Here is a 24,594-nt window from a genome sequence, read left to right on the forward strand (position 1 = left end):
TCATTACAAAACCTCCGCAATCACTTTACTTGCTGATTCTAGTGTAACTAAAGCATCTTTGATCCGCCAAGCAGAACGATCTCGAGGGCCGATTGGATTGGAAATGGCGCGAATCTCTAAAACTGGTATGCCAAACTCTTTTGCAGCTATCGCGACCCCGTACCCTTCCATCGCTTCAGCTAAGGCACCTGGTTCACGCTGCTGCAGTTTAGCAGTTGTTTCTTCCGTCCCTGTTACTGTCGATAGCGTTAAAATGTTTCCCGCTTTTACTTGTATATCTGCTGCTTTACTCGTTTCCAGTAGAATCTGAACTACATCACTATCTGTTTTCACACGGGTGGAAGCTCCAAACCCAAGCTCGTCCAATGTAATAAAACCTTCTGGCGATTCAGCCCCTAAGTCTGCCGAAATAATTTCGTTAGCGATTACGAGTGAACCAACCTCTGCTTTCCCTGTAAAACCTCCAGCTATGCCCATGTTCACAACAAGATCATATTCATCAGCTGTTAAACCCCTTGCCGTCTGAATCCCAGCAGAAATAGGACCGACGCCTGCTAACTTAACGTCGATCCTTGAATCTGTGCCAATCCCTCGCAAAATGGCATCTCGTTCTGCTTCTACTGAGGTCATGATTAAAATGCGGCGATATTTATTCATCTAGATCCCTCCGCGTTTTTAACTTAACTTTTTAATGAAAACAACTTTCAGGTAGTTACCTTCTTTAAACTCTTTATGCGTTTTGAAATCGGTAGGAAGCTTGAATTCCTCTAAGATTTCATAGGCTCCACCCGTTTGTTTAAAGGCTGAAGCAATAAAATCTTTGAACTTTCTCATACCGAACGTACTGCAGTTAGAAGATGCTACAATGACTCCATCTTCTTCTGTAATTTGAATCGCTTGTGCCAACAGTTCCGGATAATCCTTTCCTGCACTGAACGTATGTTTTTTCGAACGGGCAAAGCTTGGCGGATCAAGAATGACCAAATCAAACAATAGCTCTTTTCGAACCGCATACTTAAAATAATGGAATACATCTTCAACAATGATGTCATGTTCCTCATAGTCCAGACCATTTACACTAAACTGTTCCTGCGTTTTACTGCGGCTTCTATTAGCAAGATCGACGCTCGTCGTTTTCGTTGCTCCACCTAGTGCAGCTGCTACTGAGAATGCACCTGTATAAGAGAATGTATTTAATACCGTCTTCCCATTCGCATAACGGTCACGAATCGTTTTTCGAACGTCTCGCTGATCTAAGAAAACACCGACCATCGCGCCATCGTTTAAATAAACAGCAAAGTGGATTCCATTTTCCCGAACGAGTAAAGGACTTGGTGCTTGCTCGCCTTCTACAAAATCATCATCATCGATGTATTTTCCTTTAACAGCAAAACGCTTCTTCTCGTATAGTCCCTTTACCTTCACTATCTTTTTAAGAGACTCGATCACTTCATTCTTAAACGTATAGATTCCTTCACTATACCAAGTCAAAACATAATAACCGTTATAGTGATCGATGGTTAGGCCACCGATTCCATCTCCTTCACCGTTAAAAACACGGAACGCAGTTGTCTCATAATCATTGTACAAAGCTTCTCGGTGATCGATCGCTTTCTTAATTTTCTTTTCAAAGAAGTTTTGATCGATCATTTCTTGTGGATTTTGAGTGAGGACCCATCCTCTTCCTTTGTTCTGCTTGCCATAGTATCCTTTTCCAAGGAACACACTCTTGTCATCAAAAAGTTCGATGATTGTACCTTCTTCTTTAACATGGCTGATATTTTGAAGCGCATCCTCTGTAATAAGAGGATAACCTGCTTTTAAGCCTTTCACATAAGAAGGTTTTACTTTTAACCGGACGTTCTTTTTCATAATGTCACCCGTTTCTCATTCTCATTTTGAAGCAAAAACACTTTGATCATAAAATAGCTTACTTCATCAGGAAGCAACTCTTTAATCGGCTTTAACTTATCGCCTCCAGCTTGCTGGATGGCACTTTCAATCTCGAGAATATATTCATCTGGAATAAGATCTTCCATATGAACGTCCATCCCTTCCTGCATGCATTGTATCAAGTGGCTTTCCACTGTACTCACTGCTAGATCCCGATGCTCAGCTATTTCCTCAACAGACATTTCCTCTTTATAAAACGCGTATGTTTCAAGGTGAGAATTTGGTGTCGGTTTTTTCCGAACTGGGCCTGTCTCCGTAGTAGAGCCCTTACTTGCAAGTTCTTTACGCTCAGGGTTTTGTACTAAAAACTCCTGAATAGCCTCAATAAACTGCTCACCATACTTCTCTAGTTTATTTTGGCCAACTCCTGTAACCGTTAAAAATTCTTCTTTTGTTTCAGGAAGCTTTACGCACATATCTTTTAACGCGGTATCTGCAAAAATAACGAACGGCGGTACATTTTCCTTTTCCGCGATTTGCTTTCGTACCATTCTAAGTTCTTCAAACAATGGATCGTCATTAGACACCTGCTTGGTTTGAACCGCTTCTTTTCGCATAACCTTCTCTTTACCCAACAGAACTTCTTTTCCTTTTTCTTTTATGTAAAGAGTAGGGAAAGAACCATGCTCAACAGCAATAAGTTCTTGAGAGATAAAAAACTCGATAAAATCGGTGACTTCTTTCATGCTTTTTTCTTTCAGCATGCCATAGGTCGGCAATTTATCAAAACGCAGCTCCAGTACTTTTTTATTTCTAGACCCTGTGAGCACTTGGGCGATAATCGTTTTACCGAACCTCTTCTGTCCCATTCTTACGATACAAGACAGTACGATTTGAGCCTCCCTCGTCACCTCAACGCTCTCCCTGGAGTCTGTACAATTTCCGCAACGTCCACACGGAGATATCACTTCGTCACTGAAGTATCGAACAATCATTTTTTGCAAGCAGCTCTCGGTATGACAGTAATCTACCATTAGCTGCAACTTTTCAAGTTCCTGTGAGATACGATCTGCTTCACTTGATTGATCGATCAAGAACCGCTGTACTTGAACGTCCTGTGACGAATAGAGCAGAATACATTCACTCGGAAGTCCGTCTCGTCCAGCACGGCCAGCTTCCTGATAATAACTTTCCATATTTTTCGGCAGCTGAAAATGGATGGCATATCGAATGTTCGATTTATCAATACCCATCCCAAACGCAGATGTCGCGACCATGACGGAAGATTCATCCTGCAGAAACTGCTCCTGCTGCTCCATCCGTTCTTGATCGCTCATCCCGGCATGATAGCGTGAAACCTGTATTCCACTCTTTCTCAGTTGTTCATACAGCTGATCAACCGTTTTTCGTGTCGCTGCATAAATAATGCCTGCTTCTTTTTCATTCTTTTTTATAAAATCTTTTAAGAAGGATAAACGGTCTTGTCCTTTAATGACGGAAAAAGAAAGATTCTCACGTTCAAAACCTGTTAACACCGTCTTGTTTTCATCAATATTAAGCGACCAGCAAATATCCTGACGGACCCTTGGTGTAGCTGTTGCGGTTAATGCCAGCACAACAGGCCGCTTCGGCAGATTTCCTATCATTCTTTGAATCCGCTGGTAGCTCGGACGGAAGTCGTGTCCCCATTGTGAGATACAGTGCGCTTCATCCACGGCTACTAAAGGAATATCAATCTGTTTTAAGTGATCCATAAAGTCATAAGATTCAAGTCTCTCTGGTGCAATATATAAAAGTTTATATTCCCCACGCTTTGCTTTTTCTATCCGCTCTCTTGTCTCAGCCGCTGTTATCGAACTATTAATGAAGGCTGCGGAAATCCCTAACTGCAATAATGTATCAACCTGATCTTTCATCAATGAGATTAAAGGAGAAATGACAATCGTAGTTCCTTCAAAAACAAGGGCTGGAATCTGATAGCAGATCGATTTTCCTCCGCCTGTCGGCATGACACAAAGCGTATCTTCACCTGCTAAAACTGACTGTATCGCTTGCTCTTGTCCATTCCGGAAAGAAGAATAACCGTAATGCAACTCTAGCATTTGCTTTGCTTTTTGTATCAAAACTTTCCTTGCCCCCTCAGGATTAGTCATCTCTTGATTATAAAGGTACATTCCGAACATAGCAAAGACACATCTTACCGTTTTCGTTCATGCAAACGGCCGTTTTTGGATAATTAACTGTTTGAAGTAAACGAATGGAACTTTTTGTGTTAGAATCCTTCTTGATTATGGTGTACGTAAACTTTTTCTGATTTAGTGTCGCTAGGAGGCTAGCCATAATATGTGGTACATTAGAGAATGGAGAAATTAATAAAGGAGCGATTACATATGACAAATCATGAAAACAACAATTTACCCCCAAAAACCTGTTCGATCGAAAGACTTGTAACCATGCCATCCGATGTCGAATTGGTGATTGCGGGCAAAAAGACTGCTACTCGCCGTAATGGAAGATATGCCGATGTAGGGGAAATCATGGACCTTAACGGCCACAAATTTGTAGTAGACAAGGTATACTCTCAAACATTAGGAGAATTAACCGACAAACACGCACAAGATGAAGGGTTTGAAACAGTAGAAGCATATAAAGAAGCGATTCTATCATACCACCCTGGAATGCCTTGGCTTCCACACATGCAAGTATGGGTTCACGAATTTAGTCCAGTTAAAGGTTAATACATACTTCAATGGATTTACTGTATAGGGGTTTACTTTATATTCATGTTGTTAGCGTTATCGTATCTGTCGGTCCCTTCTTTATCCTTTTTCCGATCATAAAAAAGCTTCGGACGGCAAGAGGTACTGAATTAGACGCACATGTGAGTACTTTTCGCTTTATTGTATGGCTGGCTAAACACGCTGGGCATGTCCTAGTAGGATCTGGAGCTTTATTATTAATTTTGGGACCGTGGTCATGGAGAACGCCATGGGTACTATTAACGCTGCTTCTTTTATTTTGCTCACTTTTCTTTTTGGCGCGTGCGTTTTCACCAACGCTGCGTAGATTTACGGAAGACGGCAGTGATCAAAATGAGTTGGCAGACAAATTAAAGAAAGCGGTTTGGATCTACCTTATTCTATTGATGATCATGTTGTGGTTCATGGTGGTAAAGCCGTATTTATGGTAGAGAGATTCTAAGCTGGCCGATAGTGCTGGCTTTTTTTGTGGAATTTTTTGGCGATGCGTTGTTGTTCTTGATGGTAGTTGATTTGCGCTCCAGGTTGTACGCTTTCCGCGGGGCGAAAACAACCTAATAAAACACTTTATATTTAAAAAGAATCACCCTTTGTTTATAGAATAGATATCGTAATAAGTTCTTAGTAGTCCTATTTCGGTGAAACGAAATAGGACTTTTTAGTTGTAAACCCTTTCAATTTCAAATTAGCGTAAATATTTTAAAAATTTATTTAATTCCCCTTGTTAGTGGGATTTAAAGCTGTTATGATTGTGAACATTATATTTCACAAAACACCTTAGAAGGAGCACAGCATCATGAAAAAAATTCTTTTGATCTTATTCATTGTTTTACCAATTTTAGCTCAACTTGTTGTCTTACCATTCGTTAACAGGATTGACCCTATTATTTTAGGATTGCCGTTTCTTCAATTCTGGTTGTTTTTATGGATTGTTCTAACTCCTTTTTGCACCTTTGGCATCTATCAACTTCAGAAATCACAAGGAGGCTTGGATTAAATGCAGCAGGGAAATCTTACAGCACTTTCAATCACAATTTGTATTATCTTAACAGTCGTTCTTATCGGTTTTCTTGCAGGCAGAGATAAAGCTACCCGTAGTTCTGTTGAAGAATGGTCTGTCGGTGGACGCCGATTCGGAGGTCTTCTTGTTTGGTTTTTAGTCGGAGCCGATCTATATACAGCTTACACATTTTTAGGATTAACAAGTACAGCTTACACAGCAGGAAGCTTAGCTTTCTTCGCAATCCCATATTCCGTTCTAGCATATTTTATCTCGTACTTTTTCCTGCCAAAGCTTTGGAAAGTAGCCAACCATCATAAGCTCACTACTCTGGCAGATTATGCCCGTGAGCGCTTTGATTCTAAACTACTTTCATCCCTAATCGCTATCGTGGGTGTACTGATGCTCATTCCGTATATCTGTTTGCAGCTTAGCGGTATTCAAGATACCCTTCAAGTTGCTGGGACAGGCTTTATCAACGTAAAAGTAGTCGTGATCACATCATTCTTGCTCGTTGCTCTTTATACATTCTTTAGCGGAATTAAAGGACCGACGTATACAGCAATCATTAAAGATGTGCTCGTTTGGGCAATCATGCTGTTTATGGTCGTATCCCTCCCGATCATGCATTTTGGCGGCTGGAATCCAATGGTAGATAAGATCGTTACTGAAGCACCTCAGCTTCTGACGATTCCTACTGAAGGACCTAAAGGCATACCATGGTTCATCACAGCTTCTTTTGTTTCAGCTCTTGCTTTGTTTATGTGGGCTCACGCTGCAACGGGTGTGTTTACAGCGAAAAGTGCGGATGCTATTCGTAAAAATGCTCTGTATCTGCCGCTTTACAATATTGTTTTAATTCTTGTTGTATTTTTAGGTTTTATCGCATTCTTAGTTCTGCCAAATGGTACAGATCCACGTTTTGCCTTATTAGCATTGATCCAAACTTCGTATGGCGGTATCGGACAAGGTTTGGCTTATTCAACCATTGCACTGGCTTCACTTATTCCATGTTCAATCATGGCAATCGGTGCATCGAACCTCTTTGCGAATAACATTTACCGTGATTTGATCAACCCAAAAGTAAAAGGTGCAAAACTAACGATGATCACACGTGGCATGGTGTTCGTCGTAATCGGACTAGCTTTATTGTTTGGACTTGTATTCCCACAAGCACTTGTTTCACTACAGCTTTTGGGTGTATCCGGTATGGTCCAGATTTTCCCGGCAATCGTAGTAAGTCTTTTCTGGAGAAACCAATCTAGAGAAGCTACAATCATCGGCTTGCTTGTCGGACTAACAGTTACGTTCACTGTTTATTCAACAGGAACATCCCTTGGCATCTATGAAGGTTTCTGGGGACTAATGGCTAACTTTGCTACAATCGTGGTAATGAATCCACTTTTTGTTAAAAAAGCAAAATCCACTACAAATGATGTGAAAGAATACTTGTTTGAAGAAAAGACAAAGAAAGTAGATCTTGTACGTAAAGGCGCGTAAAAGCATAAAAAGGAAGGGGCTGATTCAAAAGTGGAAAAAACTTTTGAGTTCAAGCCCCTTTTTTATATCAATCAAGATAAAAAAGTCAGTTTTGATGAATCAAAACTGACTTTTTAAGATAACAAGCAAAAGTGACAGCCTATCAAGCCGTTTTTTAATGTTATATAAGGCTCGAATAAGTAAGCTTGAGCGAAAGTTCACTCATTTTGAGCGAAGATCTGGAATTTTGAGCGTAGCTCGTCGATTCTGAGCGGTACTCGAAGATTTTGAGCGAAGAGTGGGGTATCTTGAGCGAACGTGTAACAGAATAAAAAAACACGTACCGTAAAAAACTTACACACCTCTCTTAAATCAAAAAAGAAGGCTGACATGTCAGCCACCTTTCAAAAAATCTTTTACAGACTCAGAAAATAACTTACGGCACTAATTCCCCTGTTTCTGTTCTTGGTAATGCAACATTTTTTTATTAAAGCGCATGCCAAGTACTTTATAGTATAGAGAAAAGCCGAAAATACCGCCTAAATAGATAAAGTGATATAAAAGGAGTAGTTTATAAAAAGTTTTTGTTCCGATTACAAACCAATCGAACAACTGTGACATCCCCAAAAGTACTGCACCTAGTAAAAAGTACTGAATCAGCAATTTGTTAAAGGTGTTTAATTTAACTTTGCTTTCATCCTCCCATAATAAGTATTGAAGACACGTTACAAAAATACTCAAAAAGAAGAGCTGTACAATCATCTCAAATGAAATTTCTCGAACCCCCAACATAAATCCGAACACCACATAAATAATAATCCCTGCTGAAAAGAACAATCCAACCATCGTTTTAAATACAAGGGTTTGCTCCATTATTTTATTCCACATCTCAAATCCTCCTTCTTATAATCCAAGTTTTTCTTTTAACACAGGAACATATTGCCGTGAGACCATCATGTTCTCACCATTCTTAAGCGTTACTTCTACCCTTCCTCCAAGTCGAGGAGTAAGAGATTTAATCTTATCGAGGTTCAGGATGGTTGCTTTTGTAGCCCGAAAGAAATTCCCGTCACCGAACATCTCCTCGATCTGATAAAGCCGCATGGATACTTCATAAACAGCTTGTTTCGTATATGCGAAATTTTTTTTATCTACAGATTCAAAATAAAAAATATCATTCGGCAAGAGAAGATGGATTTTCCCATCCAGTGTTCCGAGTACTTTTCTTTCTAGAGACCTGATTGACGTTAGGAGCTGAATAACCTCATCGTTTAACTCTTTGCACTTTACGATAACCTCAATTTCATCCTGATCATCACATTCATGAATGGTCAATTTCATTTCTTTTATCTCCTCCTTCCATTTAATGGCCTTGAATGAAGCTTGTGTCCACAGTATATGTTAGCTGGATTCAGTCGTAAATCTAATGACAACCGACCTGCATAAAACAGCTTCTGAGCTGCATAGTAGCAAAGCTGAACTTAAAGTGGTTTTAATCCCCTATCTCTTCATATAAAAGTTACGCGCAAAAAATTAGGCTCCTGCATAGACTATTGCGACTTTATTTTTTGGAGGTAAGTTTTTATGAGTTACATGAATCCACAGCAGCAAACGAGCGGACAGCAGCAAGCACTCCAGCTTTCTTTGCAATTTATTAGAGAAGCTGTGGCTGGAGAACGAGAAGATCAGTTGTTTTATGAATATTTGATGTCACAAGCTCCTACCGAAGAAGAAAAATCAATTATCGCAACGATCCGTGATGATGAAAAAAGACATAACCGGCTGTTCAAAAAAATTTATAAAGATCTTACAGGAAAAGAGGTTCCACAGGTAGAAAGCGAAGAAGTCCAGCGTCCAAAAACGTATAAAGATGGCCTTATTAAAGCAATTTTTGGTGAATTAGCGGCAGTCGAGAAATATCGTGTAATTCGTCAAGGTCTCCCTAACCGGTTTTATCGGGACATTTTATTTAATATCATAACGGATGAAATGAAACATAGCGCAAAATACAATTACCTAATTACGCTTATTAGCCAGTCTAGCTCAAGCTCTCGGATTACTGAATCAGAAACGGAACCACAGAGAGAATTACAGGAAGAAACACAAACAGAAACACAAAATCATTCACAACCCCAAAGCACAGTAGACCAATGGCTGATCTATATCAATCCTTTAGTAAAAAGAGCTTTGGATCAATCTAAGGAGGGCATGAATTTAACTCATCTATTTCAAGAAATCATTCTTTCTGGCATATTGGTCGGGCAAGGTTTCTCTCCGCAAGAAGCAAATGAACTTGTTGAAAAATGGGAGAGAACCGGTGAATCTCAATTGTTAAAGAGGAGCAAAATGTTGGGAAACTAGAAAAGAATCCTAACGAGGAGGCGAGATACGACTCAGCAACAGGGATATATAAAGCGGTTTATTGGAGGTTCGTTCCCGAAGATGACAGTTACCACCCTTGGGGAGCATGTCCAGCCAACAAGCTATCAAGATCCATGGTATTTATGATTGAGTCTTAAACATTCTTTCTAGAGCAGCCTATTTTGGGCTGTTCTTTTTTAAGGCTCGTATGTAGTATTTGGTAAATTAATTTGATAAGCTACATACTAAACTTACTCGAACTTTTTCTCTAAGGAAATCAGGTGATGAAATGGATATTAAACAGTTGCAATACTTTATTGAAGTTGCAAAATATAATAGTTTTACTCGTGCTGCTGAAGAACTGTTCATCACACAGCCTACAATCAGTAAAATGATTAAGAATTTAGAAGATGAACTTGGGTTAGTTCTATTTGATCGCTCCAGCCGGAAAAAGCTTATTTTAACCGATGCAGGACGGCTTATTTTTGAACAGGCCAAACTCGTCGATAAAGCATTTAAAAATTTAGAATCAGAGATGGACAATTTACTTGGTCTGCAAAAAGGTCATGTTCGTATTGGGTTGCCCCCCATTTTTGACTCTCGTCTTTTCCCAAAGCTTGTTGGACGTTTTCATGAACAGTATCCAGCGATCACGTTCGAGTTGATGGAGGATGGGTCTAAGAAAATTGAAGAAGAAGTAGCTAATCACCATCTGGATATTGGAGTGGTTGTACTTCCAACTAACAATGATATGTTTCAGTACTTTTCATTTATGAAGGAAGATTTGAAGCTAATTATTCATCCCGATCATCCCCTCGCACAGAATGAAGAGGTGCACTTATCTGACTTAAGCAAAGAATCCTTTATATTATTCAACAAAGATTTTGTTTTACATGACCGGATTATCTCCTCTTGCAATCAAGCAGGTTTCAATCCTCATGTAATTTCCGAAAGTTCACAATGGTCGTTTATTGAAGAGATGGTCGTCGGCAAACTTGGTGTTTCTTTATTGCCAGAAAGTATATGTCGGCACCTCACAAGTAATGTGAAAACCATTAAGTTGGGGAATCCATCAATCGGATGGGAACTTGCCCTGATTTGGAGAAAAGATCAATATTTATCTTTTGCCGCAAAAGAATGGCTGCGTTTTGCAAAAGAACAACTTTTATAAAAAAGTTAACGATGATTCCTAAAGAGAATCATCTTTTTTTATGCAGGCATGGCATAGTTGTAAGCATTTACATAGATAAAAGCTATCTTTGGAATGAAAAATAACCATTTTACTCCATGCAAATTCAGGCGTAAACTTGCCTTGTAAATGGAAATTCCATTCGGAAGGACTGATTCATTTTGAATAAAAAGAAAGCAAGAGAAAGCCGCATTATAAATACAGACCAGGTAATGTCCCTGGATTTAAATAATTACAATACTTTATTCGGCGGAGTGTTGATGAGAAAACTCGATAACAACGCCACTTTGTCTGCCCGCAGACATGCACGAGTAAAAGAATGCGTAACAGCATCAACTGACTCCATCGACTTTTTACATCCGATCCATCAAACGGACTCAGTTTGTATTGAATCGTTCGTTTCATATACCGGAAAAAGTTCAATGGAGATCTTTTGTAAGGTAATTGCAGAAGACATGATTACAGGGGATCGCAGAATTGCAGCAACAGCTTTCTTAACGTTCGTTGCGTTAGGAGAAGATAAAAAGCCTGTTGATGTTCCGCAAGTTATCCCTGAAACAGAAGAAGAGAAATTCTTATATGAAACGGCACAAGAAAGAGCGGAAGTCCGTAAGCTGAGACGCAAAAAAAGTAAAGAACTAGCAGCTGTCATTTCATTGGATAAACCTTGGGATGCTAAAGAGGAGGTATATGCATGATCACATTATGCAGTCAAAACGAATTAAAATCAGCACAAGCTGCACTCGTTGAACTAGAACAATCTTATCCTGAGCTTTATGAAAAGTTCATCGATGTCATCAACCTTACGCGTGCGATGCAGTTGAAATATCAATATATGGGTTCTCTTATCATGAACGAAGATCCCGGAAACGCTAAACCCGAATTTGTTATTGGTTCCGTTATTCGCTTGTATCAAAGAGAAATGAAGAAACTAACAAGCGACAAGGATATCGAGGCGTTACGAAACGTATTCCTTGAGTATAAACACACAGGTTACTCCAGACTTAGTCAGCTAGCTCTTGGAAAAGCACCTGAATCATTGGCAGGAAGCTCAGCCATTATTCAATAAATACGAGAAAACCTGAGTGTACATGTATGCACTCAGGTTTTTCATATCGTTTTAATTTTGGTTATAAAATAATAGTATTTATAAGCAACAATTAGGAGCAGTACTACCCTCACGATCATACTATCTGTCATGATAAAAGCTACAGCAATCATCGAATCCGCAAACAAATTGATCGTGATTTTCTTTTTTCTTGTCATGGATTTTTCTTTGATGAATGTCTCTAAATGATTTTTGTAGATGGATGTTCCTTTAAACCATCGTTCAAACTTTTTAGAACCTTTCACAAAGAAGTAAGACGCTAGAAGAAGAAAAGGTGTTGTTGGGATTAGTGGTAAAACAATACCTACAAGGCCTAATCCAAGGAATACGAATCCCAAAGATACATAAAGCATATTCACGATTTTCACTGAGATCCCCACTCCTTTCCTCTCTGCCTATCTTATCTTCTTCATTAACGGTTGGCTATTGATTCACGTTTTTATATAACATACGCCTTTCTCTTCGTAAAGGGGCACCTTCAAAGAATTGCTTTTCCTCTTCTGTTTCAGGGATCACACTCGGTACAGGAGCTGGCTTTCCATCCTTATCAATGGCAACCATCGTAAGAATCGATGTCGTGTTTAACGTTCTGTGTCTCGTCTCTAAGTTTTGGCATTCCACTTTCACGTAGACTTCCATGGATGTTCTGCCTGTTGATATGACAAAACCTTCGAGTATTAAGATATCTCCAACTTTTGCAGATGATAAAAAATTTACATTATCGATAGAAGCCGTTACAACCACATTGCCACTATGTTTCATGGCAGAGATCGCAGCGATTTCATCAATATATGATAATACCGTTCCTCCAAAAATAGTCCCCATATGATTTGTATCCGGAGGCAAAACAAGCTTTGTTTGAATCGTTCTTGAGACATTTGATGATAATTGTTGGACCATACCATTCCTCTTTCCCGGAGTTCTTCATGCTCCTATTTTAGATGTGGGAATGGGAATGACAATAAAAATACCCATCACAAAGGATGGGCAGGCATGAATACTCAATAGAAACCCTCTATTAAAATATCCTCGTCCTATCTTCCCAACTCCCGAAGAAGATCAACACTTTAAACAAGGCAGGTCTCCTGACTCATGCATCACTCTACTCTAAGCCCTTCCCGTCATTACACAGTGGTTTTTGCTTATTTCGTCAGCACTTACAGTTGCGGGTACAGTTCTGGATTTTCACCAGATTCCCTATTACGTCTGTAACAGACACCTTATTTACCGGATTGAATCTATTTATTATTTACAATTTATTATAAGGTGCTGATTTCTAAAAGACAACTTCAACCCTTTACTAAATCATAAGAAGCATACTGATATTTTCGCGGTTTTGCAACTCTATACCATTGTAAACAAAATACAAAAATCAATACACCATCAATGATATCCCCACCATAATACATGATCATGCTCCCTAGTTCAGCCTCTTCAGCGGGTACTCCTGTTAAAGAGTTCGAATATATGTACTTGGATAAGATGCTATGTCCAGCGAAGGATACAAGCAAAACACTAGCACGATATAAAAAACTGGTTTTACGAGGGAGTTCTAAAGAAATGAAGGATAAAGTATAAAGGTATCCTGCTAAAAATATATGAATATGGATAAACGCATATAAAAGTGCGTTATGATGCATCTGACTATATAGATCTGTTGTATAAAGGAGCCATAACCCGCCTATGTTTAAGAGAGAAGTAAATATGGGATTTGTATATAAACGTACAAATCGGGTTTTCATCATCCGTGTAACCCGTCTTGCCAGACTAACAGAAATAGCCCTCAAAAAAAGTGTTAAAGGAGCAGCTCCTACCATTAAAAGAGGGGTCAACATACCAAGTAAAAGGTGGGTAAGCATATGTGCCGGAAAATGTTCATGAGCACGATCGGCTAATGGTCCAATCAGTGATACAGCTGCGGAAATTACAGCAAATACCCACAGAACTGCACGAAAAATCGGCCATGGTTTATAATGCCTGTTTGATCTGATCACAGCATATAGATAGAGGAGGATGAGAGCTGTAAACAGAAGAATGAGCAATATATCTACGGATATCCACTGATGCTGATGGGTGTGAGGAATATGATTAGAACTTATCATGTGAAGCTGCCTTCATGGATCGTTCTTTTCGTTTTGTTTGAATCACAATCCAAGTTCCTAATAAAACCAAGATTGTCGCAAGTATATTCCATACCCAATCATAGATATAAACGGAATCTACATAACGAATCTGGTGAATCCTCATCAATTTATGCTGGATGGTACCGTCATATAATTGAAATCCACCCGCTCCAAGCAGGACTCCTCCCATCCATCTGGTCACCCATAAGGCACCCCGCCGGCGAAGATCTGCAAATAAAAACAATCCTCCGATTGTCGAAAACCAGCTAAAAGCATGGAAAAAACCATCTGAAATCAGTCCAACATCCTTCGTAGATTTATCATAAAAATGGTGCCAATGAAGGAGTTGATGAAAGATCATTTCATCAATAAACGCAACCAGACCTACACCGAACAATAAGCCAGATAATAGGTTCCTGCCAAGATAGTGATAACGACTAGAGAGAGCTGAGTGATCAGTTCTTTTAGTTTGTGGATTCATAATTTCCTCCTACACATCTCATTCTTTTGTATATCTATTTCCGATAATGGAATTTATAAACAAAATCAAAAGAAAAACCAGAGATTCTACTCTCTGGTTAAACCAAATGATAAATTAAAAACTTCTCATATGGATTTTTTTCATATAGATCCCCTAATATGATTTCCTCTTTTAACTCAAAAGCTGTTTGATTCTCTAGGAAAAAAATATAATCTTCTGGAGCATAATATAAGATTAATTCGATGTCCCTTGGTTTTTGCTCTACAGAACGTAAGATGTTATTGATTGTTCTCATGAAGATCTGCTGAGAAAAGGGATTAAAAAAATAAAACCGATTATCTTTAGAATCGATTTTGTATTCTTCAGCCAAACAACATTGAAAATGAATGTTCTCCATTCCCTCTCTGTTTCTCTTTATATAATTCTTCTTGTTCTCAAGCGCTTCTTCATAAAAGGTTTCATCCATTTCAATTCCTACTGCTGATGCACCAAACAAGTGATGAACCAAAAAGTTTAACCGGCCTTTCCCGCATCCAAAATCTACCAATCGATCACTGTTTTTTAACACATACTGCTCAAATAGGATTTCTAACGCTTCATAGGGAGTAGGTTCATAACGGTTATAGTGCAAGGATGGATGAAATCCTTTTTGTTTGCCATCTGTATGAATGTTGAGTAACTGATCATAATATTGTTCTTTCATGATGGAAGACTCCTATTATTAATTCGTTCAATCTTATCATAACAAAAATCTTCTCACACGAAAGAAAGACATTTTTTGTTTTCTTCTGCATAGGATGTAAGGCCTTTCTTATAATTCCTAAACATATGTAAACCAATCGGTATCTATTAAACACTTTCAACAAAGAGGAATTGACATTGCTGAACTTTGTACTACACTTGTAGAAAGTTTAAAGAATGTCTCCGGACACCAAGAACGCTAACAAAATTAGATTTGGAGGAAACATCATGCTATTTTTCATTTTATTAATCGGTGTACTGTTAGTTGTAATCGTTACCACAAAATTTAAGCTCCATCCATTTTTATCTTTGATTTTAGGTACCTTTTTTGTAGGAATCGCTTCGGGCATGCCTTTAATGAAAATTGTTGAAAGCGTTAACGAAGGATTTGGCGGTCTCATGGGCGGAATCGGACTTGTAATCGTCTTTGGAACCATAATTGGTACGATTCTTGAGAAATCAGGGGCAGCTCTTCGTATGGCAGATGTGGTTCTTCGAGTTGTTGGGCCAAAACGCCCGCAGCTCGCAATGAGTTTGATCGGCTACATTGTTTCTATTCCGGTTTTCTGTGATTCCGGTTTTGTTATCCTGTCTTCTTTAAGAAAAGCACTCGCAAAACGTGCAAAAGTTGTTGTTGCATCGATGTCTGTAGCCCTGGCTACAGGTTTATATGCTACACATACACTCGTTCCTCCAACCCCTGGTCCCATTGCTGCCGCTGGTAATATCGGGGCAAATGGATTTTTAGGAACGATTATTATCATCGGACTGATCGTTGCCATCCCTGCTACCATCGCCGGGTATATTTGGGCTGTGAAAGTTGCTGATAAGATCGAAGTGGAAGATGACGGTGAAGAATTGAACTATGACGAGATCGTCTCTTCTTTTGGGAAGATGCCATCTACGTTTTTATCCTTTTTACCGATCGTGCTTCCCATTCTTTTAATAGGGGCTGGATCTGTTGTGACCTTTACCGGTGCAGAAGGAAATATAGCAAACTTCCTGCTTTTCTTAGGAAGCCCGCTCGTCGCTTTATTAGCAGGGGTTATTGCAGCCTTCTTCTTGCTGCCAAAGTACAACGAAGAAACAATGACCAAATGGGTGGGAGACGCGTTGTTAGATGCTGCTCCTATCCTATTGATCACTGGAGCAGGCGGAGCATTTGGTGGAGTGATCAAGAATACAGGGATAGCAGATATCATTCAAAGCTGGTCGTTAGGGGATCTATTCAGTGGAGCACTATTCTTGCTCATCCCATTCTTGATTGCAGCTGCACTAAAAACGGCTCAAGGATCTTCGACTGCTGCACTCGTAATCACATCTTCCCTCATCGCGCCAATGCTACCGGGTCTTGGAATCGAAGGAGCTGTTCCGCTGGCATTGGTCGTAATGGCTATTGGAGCAGGAGCTATGACAGTGAGTCATGTGAACGACAGCTTTTTCTGGGTTGTTACAGAGTTTACAGGCATGACCGTTACAGATGCTTACAAGGCTCAAACAATGGCTACCCTTCTACAAGGCGTCGTAACAATTGTCTTCTCGATGATTTTGTGGGTGATTTTGGTTTGATTTAGAGAGAAGACTTATTTAACAAAATAACCTCATCAATAGATGATTACAATAAGGAAAAAAAACAGAGTCGCAACCGCGCTCTGTTTTTTAATCTTCTTTTGCCCCGTCTTCTGCAATTGCTCTTAAGTCCGTGTAGAAAAAGTCGTCATTGCATAAAGGGGAATGTTCTTTTTTATCCTCATATTTATTAGCAATCTCTTTTAATTCACCTGTATCGCCTTTCGCATTAATGATCTCAACCAGCTGGGTTAAATCATCTGAATCACCTTGAGTCAATTTTCCCTCTTTTTCTCTCATCGTTATCCCTCCTATGATTTTTTATATTCCCCTAAAAAGAAAGAATTACACAGGACAAAGAACTACCCTAGCCGTTATAAAGACGAAAAAAGACAACCTAACGTTGTCTCTTTACACACTTCTATATAAGATTCTCAATGGCTCCCGCTACATCATAATTGCTGATATCAATTTCAGGTCCCTGATGAAGAGCTAGCTTGGCAAGTTCTGCACCAAGGTATGGACCGCTCGTTAGCCCGGAAGCTCCCAATCCATTGGCGAGCAGGATGTTCTCATAGTCAGGCAGAGGACCGATCACCGGTAAAAAACCGGGTGTAAACGGCCGGAATCCCACTCGGGTTTCGATCATTGTACTGTCCGCTAAACCAGGCGCGACCGCTAATGATTTAGTAAGGATCTCATTGATTCCACCTGCGGTTATACGATAATCAAATCCCGCTTCATCCTCATGTGTAGCACCGACAACGACCCTGCCGCCTTCAAAGGTTAGGATGTATTGATTGGTTGGAGGCATAACAACTGGCCAAGAATCAGTCTCTGTTTGAGGCAATTCCAGATGAACAATTTGAGCCTTTTGTGGTGTTACTTTGAAGTTCACCCCTAACGGCTTTAGCAGTTCCTGCGACCATGCACCTGCAGTAACAATGACTTTCTCCGCTAGTAGCGTTTTTCCCTCTAGGTTTATTCCAAGGACTTTATTCTTTTCATAAAGAATGGATGCGTCACCTTTTATAACCTTAGCTCCGTTCTTAACTGCAGCATTCACTAGAGCATTTCGCAGTGCCCTGCCATTCACTCGAGCACCACCACTCACAAAAACAGATCCGTATTCTCCTCCAATAGGAGGAAATAAGCGTTGTGTTTCTGAAGGCGAAAGCACACGAACCTCTCCAATCTCAGGAGCGTCTTCCCTTCGCTTTATCGCTCTATCTGCCATCTTCTCCAGCTTTTCTGGGTCTGAATGGAGACTGATCGTCCCTACCCGTTTATAACCGGTTTCATATTCCCCATCTGCTTCCAATTGTGCAATTAATTTAGGATAATAGCGCGCACCGCCTTTTACTAACTGATACCACGCTTTGTTCCTTCGTTGTGAAAGCCATGGACAGACAATGCCAGCTGCAGCATCTGTTGCCTGGCCTTTGTCCCCGCGATCCACTAACGTAACCTCTGCTCCTAATTTTGCGAGGTGATAAGCTGTAGATGCACCAAGGACCCCTGATCCGATTACAATCATATTTTGCATAGATAGACACCTTTGTTTTTTAAGTATATTTAAGTATATCCTAACAGGAGTTCTTCAATAATCCCAATAAAAAAGGACGGCTATCAGCCATCCCGTCCAACACAAACTCTATTGCCGTTCCTCAAAGGTTTTACAAGCCGTTTCCATTACACTTTCTGCTTCTCTTCCATCTTCTCCAATGACAAAAATGGAGTCAGCGACACATTTATCGCCTTCTTCCCAGTACTTACAATTCTCTACATTGCATAATACTTCAGTAGCCATTTAGAGCCACCTCCTTAAAGGTTTAATAGTCTATTACCCTTTTTAGAGATGCCCAAACGTTACATCAACATTTTAATACCCATCAATCGCGATGTTCTGATTTTGCAAAACGAAACGATCGTTCTTCCATGCTAGCGTATTTAAAACATAGCCTAAAGCATCCGCATTATATCGGCCTGCGACTTTTTGATAAGCCAATAGCTCATATACGCCGTTTGAATCAAAATCTACTGGGTACAAACCGCTAAGTGGATTAACAAAACCCTCAATCGGACTTATCAGCTTTCCGTTCGCCTCATAAATTTCATTTAAATACTCTGGATCTCTTAATGAAATATCTATTAAGTAGGTTAGCTGATTACTTTTACTGACCACTTTCACTTTATAGTTATCTTGGTAGTTCACATCATATTGGAATCGATCGTTATATGTTTGAAAATCAAATAAAAGCTGTGGGTTATTGTTCACAAAGGAATAAACGTAATCAAATGTGAACGCTCCACTTCCCCCAGATTGAATACGTATTAAAATGTCATCCGCACCGTCTCCTGTGAAATCCCCTAAAAATAGGGTGGGATCATATCCGGCATTCTCAGACAAATTCACCGATTGATGTCTCCCTGTTCTCCCGTCCTGAACGACAAGTGTAATATGTTGTATGAAAGGACTATCAGGCGTTTTTGTACCCGTTAAATACACATTGTCAGGAACTTTATCCCCTGTTACATCACCCTTGGCAAAAGAAACAACGGTTGGGTCCACTCTATAATAGTTATACATCTCAATGCTCCTTGCCTCATTAAACTTTATATCTATCCTATGGGCTTTCAAAGGCATTGGTGTATAAAGAGATATTTAACAAAAAACACCCTTCTTCGGTTAGAGAGAAAGGGTGTTTCTACGTTTATTTTGTTTATTTCTTCTTATTTCCTTCGTTGGCACTATAGTAAAATTTAGCTGAAACAGATCCATCTTTATTTTCGACAATGTCTGTTACATGAATGCCAGAGTCAGCTGGTGTTGGACTATAGCCCTTCCAGAAGTAATAAGAACCTGTATGCACGTTAGATGAATTTGGAGTCAACTTAGAACCTGTCTTAAAGAAATCGCCTGCATCTCCACGATTTGCATACTTTTCAAGATCATACTTCCCATCAGCTTGCAGAACAGATAACCCATAATGTGTTACAACTGTACCATCACTGGCTACTTCTGATTGGTTATATTGGAAACGTTTATTCATCCAGTTTTCAACATTGTTCGGGCGGAAGCCTGCAGATTGATACAACTCAATAATATTTTCATCAACATGCCAAGCTACTAAACCGTGAGAATCTTCACCCTGACGGATTAACCCTTTATTAAAGCCATCTTGCTGAACATTTTCAAACAAGAAATACTCCGTTCCGTTTGAGCCAGGCACTTCCATTTTTACAATACCATTATTGGCAGTTGCTTTATTAATAGGAGGTAATGTGATTTTTTGAACTCCGCTATCTGGTGTTACTTCGATAGGATTCGCCCAACCTAAGAAAATCTTAGAGAATGGATCAAAATGTGTTGGTGAGTTACCAGAGTAAGCTGCAGCATCGGGATAGCGCATCCATGAACCGCCTGCCATCATAGAATAGTTTCCAACACCTTCAGATGTATAAACAGTGTCATAGAAATCCGGCAAACCAAGAGCATGTCCAAATTCGTGAGCATAAACTCCTGTTTGAGCAGGGAAAGGACCTTGTTTTAATTCTTCTTTATACGTATTCGTTGCAGCATCAAACCCGGCAACGTTTCCGCCGATACCTGGCTGGATATTGTAGTTGTTAACGATGACCCCATCATATGTCATATCTTGAGCAACTGTTTTATTAATCCAAGCTGATTGGGTCATTCCTTCATAAATATCTGCAGGTTTACCAGTTTCATAGTACTTGCCATAATAAAGCGCACTTAGAAGACTCCACTTGTGAGACCAGAACTGTGCAGGATCACGGCTGAATTCAGCGCCCGTACCTTCATGGACGACAAATACGTTTGGAACTTCTCCATCCACTGCATATTGTGAGAAATCAATCTGCTCGTCAGCCGCTTTTAGAAGATCACGAATAAATTCACCCGTGTGAGCATCACCATTTACATTTCCAAGCACATACTTACCATTCTCAGCATACTTACCTTCTTGATCTAAATAATAGGATGCCCCTCTAGGCATTTCCACCCATGCAAAGTCTGTATTTTCTTTTCGAACCAGATTTACTTTTCCATAGCTGGACTCTTTGTAGGCATTTTGCATCGTACGGTCCTTTGGTACGTCAGGCCCGTCATATTTTTTAAATTGTTCGAGCTCATAAGGATTGTATTCTGTTCCAAAAATTAAATCCTCATAATACTTTGCCGGAACCTGACCAGGCATGTCTCCAACCGGCTCATCTCCATCCGGATACTTAGCTAAGATTACTAGGACCGGCACATCGCCTTTTGTTTCGTTATAAGCAACATGGTTATCTCCAGGCTCTTGAAACTTTTCTCCGTTTTTAGCGATCTTTTCAGCTGGATCCACTTTGGAAATATCGATATTTAATTCTTTGGCCCGTTCAACCAGTTCAGGTGAGGCACCAACATAATGTGCCAAATTTAAATCGTATGTATGTTTGGCTTGTTCTTGAACCTCAGCTGGCTGAAGATAATTAGTGAATCCAACACTACCAACTAAAGCTAAAGATAAGCCTGCCTGTGACAAAATTTTCAACAAAACGATCACTCCCCTATATTTACTTTTCTTACAAATAAAAATATATCTGAATTTTTAGTCTATTCATAGAGGAATCATTCTACCTACTTCGACAAAATCATAGTTAAAAAAGACTTACTGGTTGGTTTTCTTTCAAAAATCTTAAAATTGTTGTCGTTTTATTAGGGTTTTAGTCTAATCCTGTTGAAAAGTTTTAGATTAAAACTTTTTATTATGAAATAGTTTCCTGTCCTAATTAATAGAAGCAAGACAAAAACCAGCACGATAAATGCTGGTTTTTATTACTTCTATGAAACTATAATCTAGCGAGAATGAGTCTACTCTGCCAACGAAAGACGAATCAATTTATCATCACCTTCTCGCGGGGTGCCTCTTCCGTCACGGTTATTGGTGATCGTATATAATGTTCGGTCTTCAATCAGCACATCACGCATTCTACCTGCTTCTTGAAAAAAGGTACCAACCGTTTTTTCGTCCAAATCAATCACTAAGATTTGTTCACCCCGTAAATTCGATACATAAATTTTGTTATCTTTAATAGCCATTCCGGAAGGTGCCCATGTGTCACCTCCTGAGTGAAAGAGCGGTGAAATCATGTCAGGTTCTTGTTCATCACCTTCTATTATCGGCCAACCATAGTTTTTTCCTGGCTGGACGAGATTGATCTCATCATGTGCGGATTGACCATGCTCTGAGCTATAAAGATTTCCGCTCTGATCCCAAGCTAGACCTTGCGGATTTCGATGCCCATATGAATAAACATAGGAATCCGTATACGGATTATCCTCAGGGACCGTACCATCTATATTCATACGTAATATCTTTCCTGCAAGCGTATTTAAGTTTTGCGCATTATCCGGATTCCCTGCATCACCCGCGGTGGCATACAGTTTACCATCAGGACCGATTTGAATCCTTCCGCCGTTATGGATTCTTCCCCCAGGGATATTTTCGAGTATAACCGCTATTTCTCTCCACGTATTTCCTTCGAGTTTTAGCCTAATGATACGGTTAAGAACCGTACCATCTTCTCGGTATGTATGGTAAGCAAGAGCTTCCTGGGATTGAGTAAAATCAGGAGCCAATAGAAACCCGAGCAATCCACCTTCGCCACTATGAAGAACCTTTTTTGAGACTTCGATATTCTGAACCGTTTTTGTACCGCTATCCGCATCAACTTTCACAATATATCCTCGCCGTTCGCTTAAATAAAAGGTGTTGTTGTGTTTTGTAATATTCCATGGTATTTCTAGATCTGTAGCAATAACTTCAGCTTGTCTACTAAATATCTCTACCGCATCTTTATCCGATGGATTTTTATCTTTATTAAAACAACCAGAAAGAAGAATGAAAGAAACGAATATACATATAAAGCCCTTCACAAGAACACCGCCTTTTTTGCTATGGTTCTCCCCTTATAGAATAGCCATAATTTCAATAGATTCTACGATGTTTGTTTTTTAGAAATAAGAAAAAGGAGCTCATAGAATGAACTCCTTTTTTATTTTTAACAGCTTATTATTTTGCATTCTCATCAGGCTGATGGATTCCAAAAACATTGCCCTCTGTGTCTATGTAATATCCTTGCCAAGCCATACCTGGGAGTGCATACTTTGGCATAGCTACCTTGCCACCTTGCTCCAATATCTTTGCCTCTGTCTGATCGTAATCTTCTACACCTATCGTACATGTATAGCCATTGATAGGCTGATTGGCTTGTGGCGGAGGACTTTGTCTTTTCATTAGCGCACCATTAATTCCGGGTGTATTGTCATCACCGGTTACTGCTCCAAAGTAAGGCAATCCCGCATATTCACTCCAATCTTGAAACGACCAGCCAAAGATCTCTCCATAAAATGTCATTGCTCTTTCCATATCGTCCACGTGAATTTCAAAATGAACCAACCTTCCCATGAGTACCCTCCTGTGGTTATAAATTATTTACCAGTTAAGTCATTCCACATCCTTCCACAAATTCCTCTTCAAGCTTAGATATGTTTCAACGAAAAAAGACACCTCTAGCGGAAGAATGCTTGAGGTGCCGACCTTTTTGCTGTTAATAATTTTTTTCTTAAGCTGCTTTTTTAATTTTTATTGTTTTACCTTCTTTACGCCACTCTTTATATTCTGCAGCTGCCGTGAAAAGTGCGTCTGTTGATGAATTCAGAGCCGTTTCAAAGGAATCTTGAAGCACACCGATGATAAAGCCTACTCCAACTACTTGCATTGCCACATCACCTGAAATCCCAAATAAACTACATGCTAGTGGAATCAATAATAGCGATCCGCCAGCAACCCCTGAAGCCCCACACGCACAAACAGCCGAAAGAACGCTAAGGATAATAGCTGTCGGAAGGTCAACATCTATGCCTAATGTATGAACTGCCGCTAATGTTAAAACAGAAATGGTAACAGCAGCACCCGCCATGTTGATGGTAGCCCCTAATGGAATGGATATAGAATAGCTATCCTTATCCAAACCTAGATTTTCACAAAGCTTCATATTTACAGGGATGTTGGAAGCTGAACTGCGCGTGAAGAAAGCTGTAATGCCACTTTCCTTTAAACATCTAAATACAAGCGAATATGGGTTTTGTTTGATCATAAAGTACACGATGGCTGGATTCACGACCAGCGCTACGAAGATCATGCAGCCGATCAGCACACCAAGCAACTTACCATAACTCAAGAGTGTATCTAAACCGTTTACTGTAATCGATTCAAACACTAATCCCAAAATCCCTAACGGAGCGAACTTAATCACCCAAGTAACCAATTTAGCGATGGCATCAGAAAAATTAGAGATCATCGTTTTTGTTGTATCCTGTGCTTTTCTTAGAGCTAGACCCAATAGGACAGCCCACGTCAAAATACCAACATAGTTTGCATTAACAAGAGCATTAAACGGATTATCAACGATGTTCATCAGTAGAGTTTTTAGTACTTCGGCAACCCCGCTAGGAGGCGTGACACCCTCTGCTCCCTTCCCAAGGGTCAGTTCTACTGGGAATATAAAGCTTGCAAGAACAGCTGTTAGTCCTGCCAAAAATGTACCTAAAAGGTATAAAATAATAATGGATTTCATATTCGTTTGTTGCCCTGCTTTATGCTGGGCGATCGCTGACATAACTAAGAATAATACCAGTACAGGTGCAATCGCTTTTAAGGCACCTACAAATAATGAACCGAAAATCACAACAGGTTTTGCTGCTTGCGGAATCGTTAACGCTAGGATAATCCCAACAATCAATCCGATCATAATCTGTTTAACAAGACTCAACTGATTCCACTTTTTCATCATACTTTTCATAGATGTCATCACCAATCTAAGT

General features: G+C 39.7%; 27 protein-coding genes and 1 riboswitch. Of the genes, 9 read left to right on the forward strand and 18 right to left on the reverse strand.

Annotation, left to right across the window (positions count from 1 at the left end):
- Positions 1 to 3 precede the first annotated feature (3 nt).
- Genes M3206_RS14235 through recQ form a run of 3 tightly spaced genes read right to left on the reverse strand, consistent with a single transcriptional unit; the run spans position 4 to position 4,016 of the window.
- Positions 4 to 657: a futalosine hydrolase gene (locus M3206_RS14235; protein ID WP_251313180.1), complete on the reverse strand. Its 654-nt coding sequence runs from the start codon at positions 655 to 657 to the stop codon at positions 4 to 6.
- 18 nt (positions 658 to 675) lie between these two features.
- Positions 676 to 1,872, reverse strand: a complete 1,197-nt coding sequence (locus M3206_RS14240; RefSeq protein WP_251313182.1) for a class I SAM-dependent rRNA methyltransferase — start codon at positions 1,870 to 1,872, stop codon at positions 676 to 678.
- On the reverse strand, positions 1,869 to 4,016 hold the full coding sequence (gene recQ, locus M3206_RS14245; RefSeq protein WP_251313184.1) for a DNA helicase RecQ: 2,148 nt from the start codon (positions 4,014 to 4,016) through the stop codon (positions 1,869 to 1,871). Before recQ ends, M3206_RS14240 begins: the two co-directional genes overlap by 4 nt.
- A 267-nt stretch (positions 4,017 to 4,283) precedes the next feature.
- On the opposite strand from recQ, the gene M3206_RS14250 reads away from it, so the two are divergent.
- The 4 genes from M3206_RS14250 (at position 4,284) to M3206_RS14265 (ending at position 7,152) form a co-directional block, all read left to right on the forward strand.
- Complete coding sequence (locus tag M3206_RS14250) at positions 4,284 to 4,631, forward strand: ASCH domain-containing protein (RefSeq protein WP_251313185.1); 348 nt, start codon at positions 4,284 to 4,286, stop codon at positions 4,629 to 4,631.
- Positions 4,632 to 4,642: 11 nt separating this feature from the next.
- On the forward strand, positions 4,643 to 5,083 hold the full coding sequence (locus tag M3206_RS14255; RefSeq protein ID WP_251313186.1) for a hypothetical protein: 441 nt from the start codon (positions 4,643 to 4,645) through the stop codon (positions 5,081 to 5,083).
- A 365-nt stretch (positions 5,084 to 5,448) separates the two neighbouring features.
- Positions 5,449 to 5,649, forward strand: a complete 201-nt coding sequence (locus M3206_RS14260; RefSeq protein ID WP_285876980.1) for a DUF3311 domain-containing protein — start codon at positions 5,449 to 5,451, stop codon at positions 5,647 to 5,649.
- Positions 5,650 to 7,152: a sodium:solute symporter family protein gene (locus tag M3206_RS14265; RefSeq protein WP_251313187.1), complete on the forward strand. Its 1,503-nt coding sequence runs from the start codon at positions 5,650 to 5,652 to the stop codon at positions 7,150 to 7,152. It begins immediately after the preceding gene.
- A gap of 423 nt (positions 7,153 to 7,575) precedes the next feature.
- On the opposite strand, the gene M3206_RS14270 is transcribed toward M3206_RS14265, so the two are convergent.
- Positions 7,576 to 8,019 carry a hypothetical protein gene (locus tag M3206_RS14270; protein WP_251313188.1) on the reverse strand — a complete coding sequence of 148 codons (444 nt, stop codon included), beginning with the start codon at positions 8,017 to 8,019 and terminating at the stop codon, positions 7,576 to 7,578.
- 15 nt (positions 8,020 to 8,034) lie between these two features.
- Entirely contained in the window at positions 8,035 to 8,472 is a 438-nt protein-coding gene (locus M3206_RS14275) for a LytTR family DNA-binding domain-containing protein (protein WP_251313189.1), read from the reverse strand.
- Between the two features lie 243 nt (positions 8,473 to 8,715).
- On the opposite strand from M3206_RS14275, the gene M3206_RS14280 reads away from it, so the two are divergent.
- The 4 genes from M3206_RS14280 to M3206_RS14295 all read left to right on the forward strand — a co-directional run bounded on the left by M3206_RS14280 (position 8,716) and on the right by M3206_RS14295 (position 11,750).
- The gene (locus tag M3206_RS14280; protein ID WP_251313191.1) at positions 8,716 to 9,492 is read left to right on the forward strand and encodes a ferritin-like domain-containing protein; all 777 of its coding nucleotides are present in this window, start codon (positions 8,716 to 8,718) and stop codon (positions 9,490 to 9,492) included.
- 289 nt (positions 9,493 to 9,781) lie between these two features.
- Positions 9,782 to 10,663 carry a cidABC operon transcriptional activator CidR gene (cidR, locus tag M3206_RS14285; protein ID WP_251313192.1) on the forward strand — a complete coding sequence of 294 codons (882 nt, stop codon included), beginning with the start codon at positions 9,782 to 9,784 and terminating at the stop codon, positions 10,661 to 10,663.
- A gap of 179 nt (positions 10,664 to 10,842) precedes the next feature.
- Positions 10,843 to 11,379 carry an acyl-CoA thioesterase gene (locus M3206_RS14290; protein WP_251313193.1) on the forward strand — a complete coding sequence of 179 codons (537 nt, stop codon included), beginning with the start codon at positions 10,843 to 10,845 and terminating at the stop codon, positions 11,377 to 11,379.
- Entirely contained in the window at positions 11,376 to 11,750 is a 375-nt protein-coding gene (locus M3206_RS14295) for a hypothetical protein (RefSeq protein ID WP_251313194.1), read from the forward strand. The genes M3206_RS14290 and M3206_RS14295 overlap by 4 nt, the downstream gene beginning before the upstream one ends.
- A 41-nt stretch (positions 11,751 to 11,791) precedes the next feature.
- On the opposite strand, the gene M3206_RS14300 is transcribed toward M3206_RS14295, so the two are convergent.
- The 5 genes from M3206_RS14300 to M3206_RS14320 form a co-directional block, all read right to left on the reverse strand.
- The gene (locus tag M3206_RS14300) at positions 11,792 to 12,157 is read right to left on the reverse strand and encodes a YbaN family protein (RefSeq protein WP_251313195.1); all 366 of its coding nucleotides are present in this window, start codon (positions 12,155 to 12,157) and stop codon (positions 11,792 to 11,794) included.
- Between the two features lie 55 nt (positions 12,158 to 12,212).
- A complete protein-coding gene (locus M3206_RS14305; RefSeq protein ID WP_251313196.1) occupies positions 12,213 to 12,689 on the reverse strand; it encodes an acyl-CoA thioesterase in 477 nt (158 codons plus the stop codon).
- Between the two features lie 158 nt (positions 12,690 to 12,847).
- A riboswitch (cobalamin riboswitch) is annotated at positions 12,848 to 13,027 on the reverse strand.
- A 51-nt stretch (positions 13,028 to 13,078) separates the two neighbouring features.
- Positions 13,079 to 13,891 carry a cytochrome c oxidase assembly protein gene (locus M3206_RS14310; protein WP_285876982.1) on the reverse strand — a complete coding sequence of 271 codons (813 nt, stop codon included), beginning with the start codon at positions 13,889 to 13,891 and terminating at the stop codon, positions 13,079 to 13,081.
- Positions 13,878 to 14,393: a DUF2243 domain-containing protein gene (locus M3206_RS14315; protein WP_251313197.1), complete on the reverse strand. Its 516-nt coding sequence runs from the start codon at positions 14,391 to 14,393 to the stop codon at positions 13,878 to 13,880. The genes M3206_RS14310 and M3206_RS14315 overlap by 14 nt, the downstream gene beginning before the upstream one ends.
- A gap of 97 nt (positions 14,394 to 14,490) precedes the next feature.
- Positions 14,491 to 15,096, reverse strand: coding sequence for a methyltransferase domain-containing protein (locus tag M3206_RS14320; RefSeq protein WP_251313198.1), 606 nt, complete (start codon positions 15,094 to 15,096; stop codon positions 14,491 to 14,493).
- 266 nt (positions 15,097 to 15,362) lie between these two features.
- Between M3206_RS14320 and M3206_RS14325 the strand changes: the two genes are divergently transcribed.
- Positions 15,363 to 16,703: a GntP family permease gene (locus tag M3206_RS14325; RefSeq protein ID WP_251313199.1), complete on the forward strand. Its 1,341-nt coding sequence runs from the start codon at positions 15,363 to 15,365 to the stop codon at positions 16,701 to 16,703.
- Between the two features lie 90 nt (positions 16,704 to 16,793).
- Here M3206_RS14325 and M3206_RS14330 read toward each other — a convergent pair whose 3' ends face one another.
- The 8 genes from M3206_RS14330 to sstT all read right to left on the reverse strand — a co-directional run bounded on the left by M3206_RS14330 (position 16,794) and on the right by sstT (position 24,572).
- Positions 16,794 to 17,003 (reverse strand): hypothetical protein, encoded by a 210-nt coding sequence (locus tag M3206_RS14330; protein WP_251313200.1) that lies wholly within the window; start codon positions 17,001 to 17,003, stop codon positions 16,794 to 16,796.
- Positions 17,004 to 17,124: 121 nt separating this feature from the next.
- The gene (locus M3206_RS14335; RefSeq protein ID WP_251313201.1) at positions 17,125 to 18,249 is read right to left on the reverse strand and encodes an NAD(P)/FAD-dependent oxidoreductase; all 1,125 of its coding nucleotides are present in this window, start codon (positions 18,247 to 18,249) and stop codon (positions 17,125 to 17,127) included.
- A 108-nt stretch (positions 18,250 to 18,357) separates the two neighbouring features.
- On the reverse strand, positions 18,358 to 18,513 hold the full coding sequence (locus tag M3206_RS14340) for a DUF1540 domain-containing protein (protein ID WP_251313202.1): 156 nt from the start codon (positions 18,511 to 18,513) through the stop codon (positions 18,358 to 18,360).
- Between the two features lie 72 nt (positions 18,514 to 18,585).
- Positions 18,586 to 19,293, reverse strand: a complete 708-nt coding sequence (locus M3206_RS14345; RefSeq protein ID WP_251313203.1) for a VCBS repeat-containing protein — start codon at positions 19,291 to 19,293, stop codon at positions 18,586 to 18,588.
- Between the two features lie 133 nt (positions 19,294 to 19,426).
- Positions 19,427 to 21,262 carry a M6 family metalloprotease domain-containing protein gene (locus M3206_RS14350; RefSeq protein WP_251313204.1) on the reverse strand — a complete coding sequence of 612 codons (1,836 nt, stop codon included), beginning with the start codon at positions 21,260 to 21,262 and terminating at the stop codon, positions 19,427 to 19,429.
- Between the two features lie 317 nt (positions 21,263 to 21,579).
- Positions 21,580 to 22,644: a PQQ-dependent sugar dehydrogenase gene (locus M3206_RS14355; RefSeq protein WP_251313205.1), complete on the reverse strand. Its 1,065-nt coding sequence runs from the start codon at positions 22,642 to 22,644 to the stop codon at positions 21,580 to 21,582.
- A 136-nt stretch (positions 22,645 to 22,780) separates the two neighbouring features.
- Positions 22,781 to 23,176: a VOC family protein gene (locus M3206_RS14360; protein ID WP_251313206.1), complete on the reverse strand. Its 396-nt coding sequence runs from the start codon at positions 23,174 to 23,176 to the stop codon at positions 22,781 to 22,783.
- 157 nt (positions 23,177 to 23,333) lie between these two features.
- The gene (gene sstT, locus M3206_RS14365) at positions 23,334 to 24,572 is read right to left on the reverse strand and encodes a serine/threonine transporter SstT (protein ID WP_251313207.1); all 1,239 of its coding nucleotides are present in this window, start codon (positions 24,570 to 24,572) and stop codon (positions 23,334 to 23,336) included.
- Positions 24,573 to 24,594: the final 22 nt, after the last annotated feature.

The sequence above is a fragment of the Fictibacillus phosphorivorans genome (genome assembly GCF_023715845.1).
In the GTDB taxonomy this organism is placed as follows: domain Bacteria; phylum Bacillota; class Bacilli; order Bacillales; family Fictibacillaceae; genus Fictibacillus; species Fictibacillus phosphorivorans_D.

Coding starts and splice junctions, on each gene's coding strand:
- M3206_RS14235 (WP_251313180.1), bottom strand. CDS start 657: ATGAATAAATATCGCCGCATTTTAATCATGACCTCAGTAGAAGCAGAA.
- M3206_RS14240 (WP_251313182.1), bottom strand. CDS start 1,872: ATGAAAAAGAACGTCCGGTTAAAAGTAAAACCTTCTTATGTGAAAGGC.
- M3206_RS14250 (WP_251313185.1), top strand. CDS start 4,284: ATGACAAATCATGAAAACAACAATTTACCCCCAAAAACCTGTTCGATC.
- M3206_RS14255 (WP_251313186.1), top strand. CDS start 4,643: ATGGATTTACTGTATAGGGGTTTACTTTATATTCATGTTGTTAGCGTT.
- M3206_RS14260 (WP_285876980.1), top strand. CDS start 5,449: ATGAAAAAAATTCTTTTGATCTTATTCATTGTTTTACCAATTTTAGCT.
- M3206_RS14265 (WP_251313187.1), top strand. CDS start 5,650: ATGCAGCAGGGAAATCTTACAGCACTTTCAATCACAATTTGTATTATC.
- M3206_RS14270 (WP_251313188.1), bottom strand. CDS start 8,019: ATGTGGAATAAAATAATGGAGCAAACCCTTGTATTTAAAACGATGGTT.
- M3206_RS14275 (WP_251313189.1), bottom strand. CDS start 8,472: ATGAAATTGACCATTCATGAATGTGATGATCAGGATGAAATTGAGGTT.
- M3206_RS14280 (WP_251313191.1), top strand. CDS start 8,716: ATGAGTTACATGAATCCACAGCAGCAAACGAGCGGACAGCAGCAAGCA.
- cidR (WP_251313192.1), top strand. CDS start 9,782: ATGGATATTAAACAGTTGCAATACTTTATTGAAGTTGCAAAATATAAT.
- M3206_RS14295 (WP_251313194.1), top strand. CDS start 11,376: ATGATCACATTATGCAGTCAAAACGAATTAAAATCAGCACAAGCTGCA.
- M3206_RS14305 (WP_251313196.1), bottom strand. CDS start 12,689: ATGGTCCAACAATTATCATCAAATGTCTCAAGAACGATTCAAACAAAG.
- M3206_RS14310 (WP_285876982.1), bottom strand. CDS start 13,891: ATGATAAGTTCTAATCATATTCCTCACACCCATCAGCATCAGTGGATA.
- M3206_RS14315 (WP_251313197.1), bottom strand. CDS start 14,393: ATGAATCCACAAACTAAAAGAACTGATCACTCAGCTCTCTCTAGTCGT.
- M3206_RS14320 (WP_251313198.1), bottom strand. CDS start 15,096: ATGAAAGAACAATATTATGATCAGTTACTCAACATTCATACAGATGGC.
- M3206_RS14325 (WP_251313199.1), top strand. CDS start 15,363: ATGCTATTTTTCATTTTATTAATCGGTGTACTGTTAGTTGTAATCGTT.
- M3206_RS14330 (WP_251313200.1), bottom strand. CDS start 17,003: ATGAGAGAAAAAGAGGGAAAATTGACTCAAGGTGATTCAGATGATTTA.
- M3206_RS14335 (WP_251313201.1), bottom strand. CDS start 18,249: ATGCAAAATATGATTGTAATCGGATCAGGGGTCCTTGGTGCATCTACA.
- M3206_RS14340 (WP_251313202.1), bottom strand. CDS start 18,513: ATGGCTACTGAAGTATTATGCAATGTAGAGAATTGTAAGTACTGGGAA.
- M3206_RS14345 (WP_251313203.1), bottom strand. CDS start 19,293: ATGTATAACTATTATAGAGTGGACCCAACCGTTGTTTCTTTTGCCAAG.
- M3206_RS14360 (WP_251313206.1), bottom strand. CDS start 23,176: ATGGGAAGGTTGGTTCATTTTGAAATTCACGTGGACGATATGGAAAGA.
- sstT (WP_251313207.1), bottom strand. CDS start 24,572: ATGAAAAGTATGATGAAAAAGTGGAATCAGTTGAGTCTTGTTAAACAG.